Source organism: Collinsella sp. AF16-8 (assembly GCF_003462695.1).
Lineage (GTDB): Bacteria > Actinomycetota > Coriobacteriia > Coriobacteriales > Coriobacteriaceae > Collinsella.
Window position 1 is genome coordinate 1 of the sequence record NZ_QRXX01000008.1, and the last position, 13,644, is coordinate 13,644.

General features: G+C 57.9%; 9 protein-coding genes. 5 read left to right on the plus strand and 4 right to left on the minus strand.

Translation table 11 applies throughout. The features are described from left to right. Positions 1 to 174: 174 nt before the first annotated feature. From coaE to uvrB, 3 genes are read left to right on the plus strand one after another with little or no spacing between them, the layout of a single operon-like run. Entirely contained in the window at positions 175 to 816 is a 642-nt protein-coding gene (gene coaE / locus DWW73_RS07670) for a dephospho-CoA kinase (protein ID WP_117638014.1), read from the plus strand. Next, positions 809 to 1,390: a lytic transglycosylase domain-containing protein gene (locus DWW73_RS07675; RefSeq protein ID WP_117779235.1), complete on the plus strand. Its 582-nt coding sequence runs from the start codon at positions 809 to 811 to the stop codon at positions 1,388 to 1,390. Before coaE ends, DWW73_RS07675 begins: the two co-directional genes overlap by 8 nt. 51 nt (positions 1,391 to 1,441) lie before the next feature. Next, the gene (gene uvrB / locus DWW73_RS07680; RefSeq protein WP_117779236.1) at positions 1,442 to 3,682 is read left to right on the plus strand and encodes an excinuclease ABC subunit UvrB; all 2,241 of its coding nucleotides are present in this window, start codon (positions 1,442 to 1,444) and stop codon (positions 3,680 to 3,682) included. A gap of 65 nt (positions 3,683 to 3,747) precedes the next feature. Here uvrB and DWW73_RS07685 read toward each other — a convergent pair whose 3' ends face one another. The 4 genes from DWW73_RS07685 to DWW73_RS07700 all read right to left on the minus strand — a co-directional run bounded on the left by DWW73_RS07685 (position 3,748) and on the right by DWW73_RS07700 (position 9,870). Beyond that, entirely contained in the window at positions 3,748 to 5,388 is a 1,641-nt protein-coding gene (locus DWW73_RS07685; protein WP_117779237.1) for an NAD(P)/FAD-dependent oxidoreductase, read from the minus strand. Positions 5,389 to 5,468: 80 nt separating this feature from the next. After that, positions 5,469 to 6,740 carry an NAD(P)/FAD-dependent oxidoreductase gene (locus DWW73_RS07690; protein ID WP_117779238.1) on the minus strand — a complete coding sequence of 424 codons (1,272 nt, stop codon included), beginning with the start codon at positions 6,738 to 6,740 and terminating at the stop codon, positions 5,469 to 5,471. Further along, positions 6,741 to 7,571, minus strand: a complete 831-nt coding sequence (locus tag DWW73_RS07695) for an Mrp/NBP35 family ATP-binding protein (protein WP_022094864.1) — start codon at positions 7,569 to 7,571, stop codon at positions 6,741 to 6,743. A 145-nt stretch (positions 7,572 to 7,716) separates the two neighbouring features. Further along, positions 7,717 to 9,870 (minus strand): LTA synthase family protein, encoded by a 2,154-nt coding sequence (locus DWW73_RS07700; RefSeq protein WP_158563803.1) that lies wholly within the window; start codon positions 9,868 to 9,870, stop codon positions 7,717 to 7,719. Between the two features lie 193 nt (positions 9,871 to 10,063). Between DWW73_RS07700 and uvrA the strand changes: the two genes are divergently transcribed. Both uvrA and ybaK read left to right on the plus strand, forming a co-directional pair. Then, positions 10,064 to 12,943, plus strand: a complete 2,880-nt coding sequence (gene uvrA, locus DWW73_RS07705) for an excinuclease ABC subunit UvrA (protein WP_117779240.1) — start codon at positions 10,064 to 10,066, stop codon at positions 12,941 to 12,943. A 132-nt stretch (positions 12,944 to 13,075) separates the two neighbouring features. Further along, positions 13,076 to 13,576, plus strand: coding sequence for a Cys-tRNA(Pro) deacylase (gene ybaK / locus DWW73_RS07710; protein ID WP_089573609.1), 501 nt, complete (start codon positions 13,076 to 13,078; stop codon positions 13,574 to 13,576). The last annotated feature ends 68 nt before the right edge of the window (positions 13,577 to 13,644 follow it).

Sequence of the window (13,644 nt, forward strand, 5' to 3'; positions counted from 1 at the left end):
TCTGATGACTTGAAGAAGGGGGAGGCCTCGCGGCCTCCCCCTTTTTTGCGTTTTATAAAGAGCTGTAATACAAGAACTCGCCTTCTTTTAGCTTGTCTTACTGTTTGGCTGTATTTTGAGTCCTTCTTTTGTATTTGCGCGATAATAACTCCCATTGGCGTTAGGGAGGACTTGATGTTTACCGTTTTTGTCTTGGGCAATATTGCTTCGGGTAAGTCGACTGCCTGCCGCTATCTCGAATCTCATGGCGCCATGCTTATCGATCTGGACGAGCTTGCCAAATCGCTGTATGTGCCAGGCTCCGATATCGTCAATGCCCTCGCGGAAGAATTTGGCTGGGATATTTTGGATGAGGAGGGCGGCATTCGCCGCAGCATCCTCGCTTCTCGAGCTTTCGCTTCTCCTGATTCGGTCGCACGGCTCAATGACCTTGTGCACCCCGTTCTCATTGAGCAGCTGTCACTGAGGATTCTCGATCCGGTTTGTTGTACGGTTTCATCTCCCCGTTATCCCTTTGCGGTTGTCGAGGTTTCTGCTCCGACTGGTTTTGAGGATGCATTTGGCTTGGCTGATGAAATTCTGGTCATCAGCGCCCCTTTGTCAGTTCGTCGCGAGCGTGCTATTCAGCGTGGCATGGAGCCATCTGATTTCGATGCCCGTTCTGCTTGCCAGCCCGATGAGTCTGCGCTGTGCAATCTCGCTACAACGGTGATTGATAATGCCGCAGGCGATAATTCGCTCTTTGAGCAGCTTGACTCATGGCTTGCATGCCATGGGTTTATAGACACTGCGAATAAGGAGGATGCCGATGCCTAAGACACGTTTCTTTGCGTGGTATCGCCTTATACCGCTGGCTGCCGTTTTTGCCTTCGGCCTTATCTCATTCGTTTACTCGTGTGCTCCTGCGGCTTTCTTTAAGCCGCTGTATCCCATTGACTACGAGGCGTATGTAAAGCAATCGAGCATTTCGCATAATCTGGATCCGTATCTGGTGTGCGCTGTCATTAAGTCGGAATCGAATTGGGATCCCGAGGCTGAGTCGAATCAGGGTGCTCAGGGATTGATGCAGCTGATGCCCGAGTCTGCCCAGGATATGATCGCCAAGGGTCTTGTCGACGGTGGGGGGTATTCGGCCGACAACCTTAACGATCCTGCTACGAATATCGAGTTTGGCTGCGCGTACCTCTCGTATCTCTTAACGTATTTCAACGGGTCGACGGATAGCGCTATTGCCGCATATAACGCCGGCATGGGCAATGTGGATGGTTGGGCGCAGCAGAGCACCTCGCTTCACAATGCGATTACCTTCCCCGAGACGCAGGCTTATCTGATTCGCGTCAATAATGCCTGGGTTCGCTATAAGACGCTCTATCCCGATCGGTTCGTATAGGACTAAGCCCACCTCCTGCGTATACTGCAGATGTATGAGTTAGGAGTATCCATGGCGGAATTTGAAGTAGAACGCGTTGGTGGTGAACTTAAGCGCTTTGGCGTTGAGGGCGCTGAGGTGCCGTTTGAAGTCGTTTCTCCCTATGAGCCTGCAGGTTCTCAGCCTAAGGCCATTGAGTCGCTTGTGCAGGGTGTGAGGGACGGAGATCGCTATCAGGTTTTGCTGGGCGTGACTGGTTCGGGCAAGACCTTCACGATGGCTAAGACTATTGAGGCCCTGGGGAAGCCGACGCTGGTCATGGCTCCCAATAAAACGCTCGCCGCTCAGCTTGCGAGCGAGCTCAAAGAGTTCTTTCCCAATAACGCTGTGGTCTACTTCGTCTCGTACTACGACTACTATCAGCCCGAGGCGTATGTGCCGCAAAGTGATACATATATCGAGAAAGACTCATCGATTAACGAAGAGGTCGAGATGCTGCGCCATCAGGCGACCGCATCACTGCTCTCTCGACGAGATGTGATCGTCGTCGCATCGGTCTCGTGTATCTATGGCATTGGCTCTCCTGAGGACTATGCGGGCCTAGCCCCGAACGTCGACAAGAAGGTGCCGCTCGAGCGCGATGACTTTATCCATGCACTTATCGACATTCAATATGATCGCAATGACTATGACCTGGCACGCGGCACGTTCCGCGTGCGCGGCGATGTTGTCGACGTGTATCCGCCTTATGCCGAGCATCCGTTGCGGTTTGAGTTCTTTGGCGACGAGGTCGAGCTGATTGCCGAGATCGATGAGGTCACCGGTGAGATGCTGCGTGAGTACGAGGCCATCCCCGTATGGCCGGCATCGCACTACGTGACCGAGAAGCCGAAGGTCAAGGCGGCTCTGAAATCGATCAGCGAAGAGTGCGAGAAGCGCGTGGCGGAGCTCAAGGCGACCGACAAGTTGCTCGAGGCGCAGCGTCTGCAGCAGCGCACCGATTATGATCTTGAGATGCTCGAGACGATGGGCTTTTGCAACGGCATCGAGAACTACTCGCGTCATCTGGACGGTCGCAAGCCGGGCGAGCCGCCGTTTACCCTGATCGATTACTTTCCCAAGGATATGCTCTGCATCATCGATGAGAGCCATGTGACAGTGCCGCAGATTCGCGGCATGCACGAAGGTGACCGCTCGCGTAAGGTGACGCTGGTGGAACACGGTTTTCGCCTGCCCTCGGCGCTCGATAACCGCCCGCTTCGTTTCGATGAGTTTGAGGCAAGGATCCCCCAGTTTATCTATGTTTCGGCCACGCCGGGCGACTATGAGCTGCGGGTTAGCCAGAACGACGTTGAGCAGATTATTCGTCCGACCGGTCTGCTCGATCCCAAGATCGACGTTCGTCCGGTCCGAGGCCAGATTGACGATCTTGAGGACGAGATTCGCGAGCGCGTTGCCCGCAAGGAGCGCGTGCTGGTGACCACGTTGACCAAGCGCATGGCCGAGGACCTGACCGACCATCTGCTCGACGCGGGCATTAAGGTCAATTACATGCACTCTGATACGGCGACAATGGACCGTGTCGAGATCTTGCGAACGCTGCGCGAGGGCAAGATCGATGTTCTCGTTGGCATCAACCTGCTTCGCGAGGGCTTGGATCTTCCCGAGGTCTCACTGGTGGCAATTCTCGATGCCGATAAGGAAGGCTTCTTGCGCAACCGCCGTTCGCTGATTCAGACGATTGGCCGTGCGGCCCGTAACGCCGATGGCGAAGTCATCATGTATGCAGACGTTGTGACCGATTCGATGAAAGAGGCCATCGAGGAGACGCAGCGCCGTCGCGAGATTCAGATGGCATATAACGAAGAACATGGCATTGTGCCCAAGACAGTGCGCAAGGCCATCAACGACATCTCAAGTTTTATTGCCGAGGCCGAAAAAACTGTGGGCTCCAAGGGACGCTCGAAGGGCGACTCTCTTGGCCATGGCGCATTCTATACGCCCGATGAGCCGAGCGAGGGCGGTGTGCCGGAAACGGTGGCGCCCGAGCAGACACTTGCGGAACAGTTGGAAGAACTGCCGCATGACGAGCTTGTGCGGATCGTCGAAACCATGGAAGAGGATATGCGTAACGCTTCTGCCGCCATGGACTTTGAGGAGGCGGCGCGCCTGCGCGATGCCGTCGTTCAGATTCGGGCGATGCTCGAGGGTGCGTCTGAGGACGAGACGATCGAGCGCTTACGTTCGCAGGCCCGCAAGGGTTCCACGTTCGCATCGGGCAGAAAACGCCAGGGTGCACGGTTTAAGAAATAGCAAACAGGTCCCGAGTTCCCTGTGGAGCTCGGGGCCTATGTCTTTTGCGCGCTGGAATTCGTGCGTTAGAGGTCTGCGATCAGGGCTTCGGCACAACGGATGCCGTCGGTGGCTGCGCTCATGATGCCGCCGGCATATCCAGCTCCCTCACCACAAGGGTAGAGGCCCGGGGTCGACACGGCATGGCACGTTCGGTCTCGGGTGACAGTGACCGGTGAGCTCGAACGAGTCTCCACGCCGGTAAGAATGGCATCGGGGCGGTCGTAGCCGCGTAGCTTTTTTCCGAGTAGGGGAAGTCCCAGGCGGAGCGACTCGACGATATGCTGCGGCAGGGCTTCGTCAATTGCCGTCCAGGTCACACCGAGCGGATAGGTGGGCTTTACCTTTCCGGGCGCCTTGCTGGCGCGTCCTGCGAGGAAATCTCCGACGAGTTGTGCCGGTGCGTTCCAGTTGGAACCGCCCAGGCGATAGGCGGCCGCCTCGCAGGCACGCTGGAGCTCGACGCCGGCGAGCGGGTCATCGTTAGGAAGGTCCTCAGGCGTGACGTTAACGAGTAGGGCGGCATTTGCATTGCGTCCGTCGCGGGCATTGAGACTGGCGCCGTTGACGCACAGGCGGCCCTGCTCGGAAGAGGCGGCGACAACCTGCCCGCCGGGGCACATGCAAAACGAGAACACGCTGCGGCCGTTGGGAAGATGGGCGACGAGCTTGTAAGGGGCTGCTCCGAGGGCAGGATGTCCCGCCGAGGCTCCGTATTGGACTCGGTCGATGTCGCGCTGCGGATGCTCGATGCGAACGCCCATGGCAAAGGTCTTTTGTGCGAGGGCCACGTTGTGGCCCTTAAGGAGCTCAAAAATATCGCGAGCAGAATGCCCGCAGGCGAGGATGAGGTGCTTTGTCTCGATTGGCTCGCAAGCGGCGTCTTGGGACGATTGGACATCAATACCGGTGATGGCGCCAGACGCGTCGATGCGAATGTCGACGAGCTTCGTTCGATAGCGGACGACACCTCCGAGCTGCTCGATGCGCTGGGATATAGCGGTGACGACCGTGGGAAGGATGTCGGAGCCAATGTGCGGCTTGGCATCCCACAGAATATCGCGGGGCGCGCCCGCCTCGACGAAGGTTTCGAGGATAAGGCGATGGGCGGGATTTTTGGTTCCCGTATTGAGTTTGCCGTCCGAGAAGGTTCCCGCGCCGCCCAGGCCAAACTGGATATTGCTCTCGGGGTCGAGGATGCGCTCCTTTAGAAAGAGGTCGATCGCCTGCGAGCGGCGAAATGCCGGGTCGCCGCGCTCGATGAGCAAGGGCTTAAGACCTGCTTCGGCGAGCGTAAACGCAGCGAAAAGGCCGGCGCATCCGGCGCCGACAACGACAGGGCGTTCTTGAGGCGCGTCGGAGGCGGGGGAGGGGAATGAAGGCTCATCGTCTTCTATCGCGCGTACGCGCGAGCGGTCACGCTCGGCAACGCTGTCGACCGCTTCTCGCTCGAGGTGGGGACTAGTCAGCTCAACACGAAAGCTCAGGATAAAATGGACGTCTCGTTTTTTGCGAGCGTCGATTGACTTGCGGTGGAGCTCGATGGACTTGATCTCGGAGTCCTTGCAACGTAGGACGCGCTTGGCGACTCGCTTGCCAACAATGAGACAGGCATTTTCATCGCCGGCTTCATCGAGCGACGCGTTGACTTGGGTGATTTCGATCATCGAGGTCTCCTTAGAGGCAAGAAAGAGGCCGTCCGGTATCCCAGACGGCCCGAATGTGTTTTTGATTATAGACTGCGCGGCTACAGGCTGCTTGCAGCGCGAATGCCCGAGAGCCAGGCCCACGCAAGGTTAAAGCCTCCGCAATCGGCGTCGATGTCGAGCGCTTCGCCGCAGACGTAAAGCGGGGCGTCGACAACGCTGCGCGCGCGTAGACTGGGTGTTGAGATGCTCTCGACAGATACGCCACCACGCGTGACCTGCGCCGAGCGCTCATCGGTCGTCCCCTCGGCAAACAGCTTAAAGTGCTTGAGGATCGAGACCAGATGGATGACATCGTTGGAGCCTGGATGGCACTGCTCGAACGATGTGCAGACGACGCGGGAGAGTTGCGGGGCGAGCATGCCGTCGAGCCAACGGGGATCGCGGGGTGAAAAGCGGCCGAGCAGTTCAACGCGCCGGTTGAGCATATCGAGCAACTCGTCTTTGGAGAGGTCGGGGAAAACGTCGAGCAGGATCGTATCGCCGTGCTGGATACGACGAGAGAGGTTGAAGACAGCGACACCCGAGATACCGAAGGTTCGAAACAGCACTTCACCGTCTTCGTGCCAGAGCTCATTATGATTGCGGGCGAGCGTCAAGCAGGCGCGGACGCGCAGGCCATCCAACGTCTTGAGTGCCGCTCGATCGCCAACGACCGTTGCCGATACGGGGCAGAGGATGGGGCGCAGCGAAGTGAGGGGAAGGCGAAACGTATCGGCGATACCGGTGGGGTTGCCGCCCGTAGCGATAATTACGGCATGTGCCTGCAGGGCCTCGTTCTTGCGAGGGACATCGGCGAGCGCCTTCCGAAGCGAGCGGAGCTCCGATTTTCGGTCGTCGTGCTTTTTTGCCTTGAGCGCCCGCGCTGGACGGTCTATTTGGAGTGCCCAGCCTTCGGAAGCTTTGTGCGCCGTGGCAACGTTGGCTCCGCAGATTAAGGTGACGCCCAGACGATCACAAACGTTGAGAAGCGCGTCGCGCACCGATTCGGCGCGAAGGGAGCGCGGGTACAGCCGGCCTTCCTCGGAGGTTGTCATGATGCCCAGCGAGGAGAAGAAACCCATAAGCTCTTGTTCGGGCTGGGGGCCCATGACGGATTCGACGAATGCGGGGTGGTTATACCGCTGAGGATCAATCGATTCGTTGGAGAGGTTGCAACGGCCGTTACCGGTCGCAAGGAGCTTGAGGCCGCAGGCGACATCGCGCTCAACGATGCAGACGCTTTTGCCAGCGCGTGCGGCCGTAATGGCGGCGGCGAGGCCTGAAGCCCCGCCGCCGATTACCAAGACGTCATAGAGGGCGCTCGCGTTCACTTAGGCCTCGTCGGTCTCGTGCGGGGTAATAGCCTCGACGGCAGAGACTGCCTTGGGCAACATGCCATCGGGCAGCGCGGTCTCGACCTCGCCCTTATCGCAGGCCTCGGCGAGTGCCGGATTAATGGGAAGCTGGCCCAAGATGTCGAGGTTATAGCGCTCTGCGACCTCGGGGAGCTTGCTCTTGCCAAAGACCTCGATCTTCTTGCCGCAGTCGGGGCACTCAATATAGCTCATGTTCTCGACAATGCCCAGAATGGGGACGTTCATCTTCTCGGCCATGTTGACCGCCTTGGCGACGATCATCGAGACCAGATCCTGCGGGCTCGTGACAATGACGATGCCGTCGACCGGCAGCGACTGGAAGACGGTGAGCGCGACGTCGCCTGTTCCCGGAGGCATGTCGACCAGTAGGTAGTCGATGGGGCCCCACGAGGTCTCGCTCCAGAACTGCCTAATGGCGCCTGCGATGACCGGACCGCGCCAAAGGACGGGGTCGGTCTCGTTTTGGAGCAGCAGGTTGGAGCTCATGACCTTGACGCCGTGCTCGGAGATTTCGGGCAGCATAAGGTTGCCAAGGGCATGGACGTGGCGTCCACTCATACCGAACATCTTGGGGATAGAGGGACCGGTGATGTCGGCATCGAGGACGCCGACCTTGTGGCCGTGACGGGCAAGCTCGGTGGCGATGGCACCGGTGACAAATGACTTGCCGACACCGCCCTTGCCGGAAAGCACGGCGATGACGCGCTTGACCTCGGACAGCGTGTTCTCCTCAAATTGCGACGGCGACGTTTGTCCGCCGGCGGCCTGTGCGTGTTCGCAACCCATGTATGACTCCTTTGTATATGCTGGGGCCGGGGCCCCGCGATGTGACACGAGCGTCATTGTACCCTCGTTTGCGAGCGGGAGTCATTTGCGATGCGTTTGGGCCGAGCGTGCTTGCAATACGATGGGCCCAAGCGAATGGGCGGGCTTACTGAACTTTGCTGGCGAACTCGAGGTATTGCATGCGCTGCAGCTTGTCGATCGTCGAGGCGTAGGGGCTGTCTTCCGATTCCAAGTCGTAGCGCAGCCCGTCGGCACCGAGATAGCCGGCGACATTGATGGTGGGCACATCTGACCTTGTCGCAAGCAGGGCCTTTTGGTAATTGGTGAGCGGGGCGCCGATCTTATTAAGGGTAATGGCTGCAATCTCGTTTGCCCCGACGGTGTCGTAGACGTTGAGCTCGGTATTGCCGGCGATCTCATAGTTAGCCCAGACGAGATATGTCGACTGATAGATACGGAAAGCGTGGCTTGCCGTATCTTCCTGAGGGTACAGCTCGTCGTTGAGAGTCGTTGCGGCGCTCGGCTGATGGTCGCCAAAAAAGACAAGAACAACCGGTCTGCCGATGTTGCGGAGCTCGTTGATAAAGTACTCGAGGTCCCGGTCGGATGCGTTGATGCAGGTGAGATAGGTGTTGAGCGCGCTGTTGGCGCCTTCGCTGGCTCCCTCGACCCAATAGTTTGTCAGCTCTTCGGCGGGAACGGTGCCATAGTCGTAGCCGCCGTGATTTTGCATCGTGACGTCAAAGATGAACTGCGGCGCTTCGTCGGTTCTAAGCAGGTCGAGTATCTTGTCGTAGGTGGCGTAGTCGCATACGCCGGCATGGTAATAGGGCGCACCTTCGAAATCGCCGATTGAAAGAAAGTCTCCAAAGCTCAGCTGCTGATAGATTTTATCTCGATGGTAGTTGACGGGGTTTTGCGGGTGCATAGCGGTAGTGGTATACCCAAGCTCTTTAAGGTCCTTTGCCAGGCTGTTTACGCCATTCATCTGATACAGCTGATAGGGGATCTTGCCTAATCCGACAAAGGCCGTTGTCGCTCCGGTCAAAAATTCGAATTCGGAGTTCGCCGTTCCGCCACCGGCGACCGAAGCGAGCATGGTGCCGCGAACAAGTGTGTCGGGAAGCGAGTTGTAGAATGCGGGGCCGGTGTACCCGGCCGCCTGGAGCTGCTCAAAGCACGAAAGGTCGCTAAAACTCTCATTCATGACGGCAACAATCGTCGGCTTGATTTCATTGAACTGGGCAACGGCCGCCGCGCGCTGCTCGCTCGAGCCATATGTGCTGTCGTAGGCGGCGGCGAGCTCCTGCTCGATGCTCTGCGCCTCATCGGGCGTATAGTCTTCGGGCTTCTCAATGGGCAACTCGTTGACCATTTCGGTGAACGAAGTGATAAAACCCTGAGACGCATACGTGGTGATGGGCTGCCAACGGTCAAATCCAAAATCCAGCGCCTGCTCCAAGTCGATGTTGGAAAAGCCTGAGAGCCCCACAACGGTCACTAGCAGAAAAGCACAGAGGTTAGTGGCGATAGCGGGGAAGACATGGGTGGGCGTACGGAGCTTTCGCGGTCGGATGAGCGAAAGAAGCCCCAGGGAAATCTCCAGCAGGGCGAGAGAGGTTACGATTCCGGCGGTAAAGGTAAACTCGTATCCCTCGCTCACTTCCATTGCGGTGCCAAGGGCCAAGATATCGCTTGGCAGGATGGCTTCGCCTTTAAACGTTATGACGAAGTGCTCGGCAATGCCAAGGATGCAGCAGACGACGGGCACGAGAGCCATGACGCCTCCATGACGCTGTCCCAGCAAATAAAGGGAGAGCAGAACCGTCGCGAGCAGCCCGACGGAAAACCCGAATGAGTTGGCGGGAATGCGATAGAACGTTTCGTTGCAGGCAATTTCGAGTGAAACGAACGAGAGCGCTGAAACAGCGGCGATGACAAGGATGTCACGGCAAATACAGGCAACCGTTCCCGTCGCAAGGTCGGTTTGGTCGATAAGTCCCGAAACCAAGGGCTCGACAAGAAGCATGACGGCGGCAGCACCGAGCGCCGAATAAGAAAGGACCCATAGGGAGCTGCCCTCATTTACGAGCAATTGATTCGTAACCCATGCAGCTACCACGCCGAGCGGGATGAGGAGCGTCGCGCACCAAAAGACGCGGGCAATGGGTGGCTTTTCGTTGCGTTTGATTGAAAAATACACGCGCACGACGACGGCGGCCACGATAAGGACGGCGATGAATATGGGCAGATTGGCCATGTCGCTCGAAGTGATTTCAAGGGGGATATCTTCGGTCATGGACGTTCCTCTGGTACAACAAATTAAGTTCAGTATTAGATTACTGTAACCTTTCCACGGCATTTCGAGAAACAAAGCGCCCGATACGCAAAGCTAAAGGTCTGCGAATCTTGTATTACGAACATCTGTGCGCGTCGAGTGCGCTAAACTCATCGGCAGTATGATTCGATGCAATAGGAGGCAAGGAGCTTCCATGTCTGATTCTTCTATCGTTATTCGCGGCGCCCGTGAGCACAACCTCCGTGATATCGATGTTTCCATTCCGCGTGACCAACTCGTGGTCATTACCGGTCTTTCTGGCTCGGGCAAGAGTTCGCTGGCATTTGACACTATCTATGCCGAGGGCCAGCGTCGATACGTCGAGAGTCTTTCGAGCTATGCGCGCCAGTTCTTGGGACAGATGGACAAACCCGACTTGGATTCAATCGACGGCCTTTCGCCGGCGGTGTCGATCGACCAAAAGACGACGTCTAAAAACCCTCGCTCGACGGTTGGCACCGTAACCGAGATTTATGACTATCTGCGCCTGCTGTTCGCCCGTGTGGGCACCCCGCACTGTCCCGAATGCGGCCGTGTCATTGAGCGCCAGACGACCGACCAGGTTGCCGACAAGGTCTTGACGGCGGGGGAGGGCCGCCGCGCGTTTGTGCTGGCACCGGTGGTGCGCGGGCGAAAAGGCGAGTACACCAAACTGTTTGAGGATCTTCGCGCCGAGGGCTTTAGCCGCGTGCGTGTCGACGGTGAAGTGCGCTCGCTCGACGATCAGATCGATCTGGACAAGAAGTTCAAGCACGATATCGAGGTCGTGGTCGACCGCATCGTGATCCGTGAGAACTCTCTGGGCCGTATCGCCGAGTCTGTTGAGCAGGCGACCGCGCTGGCGCACGGCAATGTGAACGTATACTTGCTGCCCGACCGCGACGCTCCCGAGGGGACCGAAGGCGAGTTGCTGGAGTATTCGCTGGCGTTAGCGTGCCCGGAGCATGGGCACTCCATCGATGACCTGCAGCCGCGTGATTTCTCGTTCAACGCGCCCTATGGCGCGTGCCCAGAGTGCGATGGCCTGGGCTTTAAGAAGACGGTCGATGCCGAGGCCCTAATCGAAGACCCCTCGAAGTCGATCGCCGACGGGGTCTTTGGCAGCCTGTTTGGCAACTCTAACTACTATCCGCAGATTTTCGCTGCGGTCTGCAAACACTTTAAGGTGAGCGTCGATACGCCGTGGGAGGATCTGCCTCCGCGGGTGCGTCGCGCGTTTTTAGACGGCATGGGCGACCAGAAGATTTCGGTCGACTATCAAAAGCTCGATGGGCGCCGCAGCCAGTGGGACACCAAGTTCTCGGGCGTGCGCAATATCCTGTACGAGCGCTATACCGAGACGACGAATGAGAACACCAAGGCGCGCTTGGAGAAGTACATCCGCGAGGAGCCGTGCTCGAGCTGCCACGGCGCTCGTTTGCGCCCCGAAATGCTCGCTGTTACCGTAGGCGGTAAGTCCATTTACGAGGTCTGTTGCCTATCGTGCCGCGAGTCGCTCGAGTTTTTTGAGGGCTTGGAGCTTACCGAGCGCCAACAATTTATCGGCGGGCGCATCGTTAAGGAAATCCTGGAGCGCCTGCGCTTTCTGGTCGATGTCGGACTCGACTATCTGACCCTCGACCGTGCCTCGGCGACGCTTTCCGGAGGCGAGGCCCAGCGCATTCGCCTGGCAACGCAGATCGGCGCCGGCCTCATGGGTGTGCTGTACATTTTGGACGAGCCGTCGATCGGCCTCCATCAGCGCGATAACGAGCGCCTGATCAAGACGCTTGAGCGCCTACGCGATATCGGCAATACCGTCATCGTCGTCGAGCATGATGAGGATACGATTCGTGCTGCCGACTATGTGATCGACATGGGCCCCGGTGCGGGCGTGAACGGCGGACACGTGGTCGCCGCGGGAACGCCTGCCGATATCATGGCGTGCCCCGATTCGATGACGGGTGCCTACCTGACCGGCAAGCGAATGATTCGGGTTCCCGATGAACGCCGCAAGCCCGGTCGCGGCTGCCTTAAGATCACGGGCGCCCGTGCCAACAACCTCAAAAACGTTACCGCCAAGATCGAGTTTGGTACGCTTACGGTCGTTACCGGCGTGTCGGGATCGGGTAAGAGCTCCCTGGTTACCGACACCATCGCACCTGCCCTTACGAATGCCATTCACCGTTCGACGCGCCCTGTGGGTCCGTATAAGAAAATCGAGGGCATCGAGTGTATCGATAAGGTTATCGATATCGACCAGTCGCCGATTGGTCGCACGCCGCGTTCCAACCCTGCTACGTACATTGGCCTGTGGGATGATCTTCGCGCGCTGTTTGCGAGTACGCCGGAGTCGAAGGCGCGTGGCTACTCGCCGGGACGTTTCTCCTTTAACGTGAGCGGCGGTCGCTGCGAAGCATGCAAGGGCGACGGACAAATTAAGATCGAGATGCACTTCCTTCCCGATATCTATGTCCCCTGTGAGGTCTGCGGCGGCAAACGCTATAACCGCGAGACGCTTGAGGTCACCTACCGTGGTAAGACCATCTCGGACGTGCTCGACATGAGCGTCACCGAGGCACTGGCCTTCTTTGGGAATATCCCGCAGATTAAGCGCAAGCTCCAGACGCTGTACGATGTAGGCTTGGGCTACGTGAGCCTGGGCCAGCCCGCCACGACGCTCTCGGGCGGCGAGGCGCAGCGTGTGAAGCTCGCCAAGGAGCTTCATCGACGCCAGACGGGCAAGACGTTCTATATTTTGGATGAGCCGACGACCGGCCTTCATTTTGAGGACGTCCGCCAGCTGCTCGATGTGCTGCAGCGCTTGGTCGATGCGGGCAACACGGTGCTGGTGATTGAACACAACCTTGATGTCATCAAGGTTGCCGACCGCCTGATCGATATGGGCCCCGAGGGCGGTAACGGCGGCGGAACCGTCGTGGTTTCGGGCACACCGGAGCAGGTTGCGGACTGTCCGCAAAGTTATACGGGCAAGTTTTTGGCGCCGTTGCTCAGGCGTGACCGGGAGCGTCAGGCTCAACTTGATGCTCAATAAATAGGCGATTCAGTTTATGGGCGCCATCGACTCCTTGTGATTCGATGGCGCTTGCTGTGTCGAAGTGACGTATGCAGCCGAATTGGACATATACTTAATCTTTGCGTCCGAATGCGAGGGAAAGGATATGCCATGGCAAAGGCTGTAAAGACGCCAAAAACCAATGCGATGCGCGAGCTGGAAAGCGCCGGCATTTCCTATGTTCTACATACGTACGAAGACGATGGTGATGAGTCGGCGGGCCTGGGGGTCGCGATTTCGGAGCAGCTTGGCGAGGAGCCCGGACAAGGATTTAAGACCTTGGTCTGCGTGACGCCGTCCAACGACCATGTCGTGTGCTGCATCCCTGTTGCCGACGAGCTCGATCTAAAGTCCGCCGCGCGTGCCGCGGGGGAGAAGTCCTTGGCCATGATGCATGTGAAGGATTTGCTTGCGGCGACTGGCTACGTTCGCGGCGGCTGCAGTCCGGTCGGTATGAAAAAACGCTACCGGACGCTCATTGATGAGACATGTGTCCTTTGGGATACCATTTTTATTTCGGGAGGCAAGCGTGGTTATCAGCTTGAGCTTGCACCCGATGATTTAATTGCATTTTGCGGGGCGACGGTCGCCCCGATTACGAGAGAGGACTGAGCGATGCCGCAGGAAGAATTGAAGTGCGGAGCTCATTTTGCAAAAGAATCTGCGCCTCAGACACCCTC

What these genes read in the sequence shown, in the direction of transcription:
- DWW73_RS07685 (WP_117779237.1), bottom strand. Translation starts at nt 5,388, where the DNA reads ATGATCGAAATCACCCAAGTCAACGCGTCGCTCGATGAAGCCGGCGAT.
- uvrB (WP_117779236.1), top strand. Translation starts at nt 1,442, where the DNA reads ATGGCGGAATTTGAAGTAGAACGCGTTGGTGGTGAACTTAAGCGCTTT.
- DWW73_RS07675 (WP_117779235.1), top strand. Translation starts at nt 809, where the DNA reads ATGCCTAAGACACGTTTCTTTGCGTGGTATCGCCTTATACCGCTGGCT.
- uvrA (WP_117779240.1), top strand. Translation starts at nt 10,064, where the DNA reads ATGTCTGATTCTTCTATCGTTATTCGCGGCGCCCGTGAGCACAACCTC.
- ybaK (WP_089573609.1), top strand. Translation starts at nt 13,076, where the DNA reads ATGGCAAAGGCTGTAAAGACGCCAAAAACCAATGCGATGCGCGAGCTG.
- DWW73_RS07695 (WP_022094864.1), bottom strand. Translation starts at nt 7,571, where the DNA reads ATGGGTTGCGAACACGCACAGGCCGCCGGCGGACAAACGTCGCCGTCG.
- DWW73_RS07700 (WP_158563803.1), bottom strand. Translation starts at nt 9,870, where the DNA reads ATGACCGAAGATATCCCCCTTGAAATCACTTCGAGCGACATGGCCAAT.
- coaE (WP_117638014.1), top strand. Translation starts at nt 175, where the DNA reads ATGTTTACCGTTTTTGTCTTGGGCAATATTGCTTCGGGTAAGTCGACT.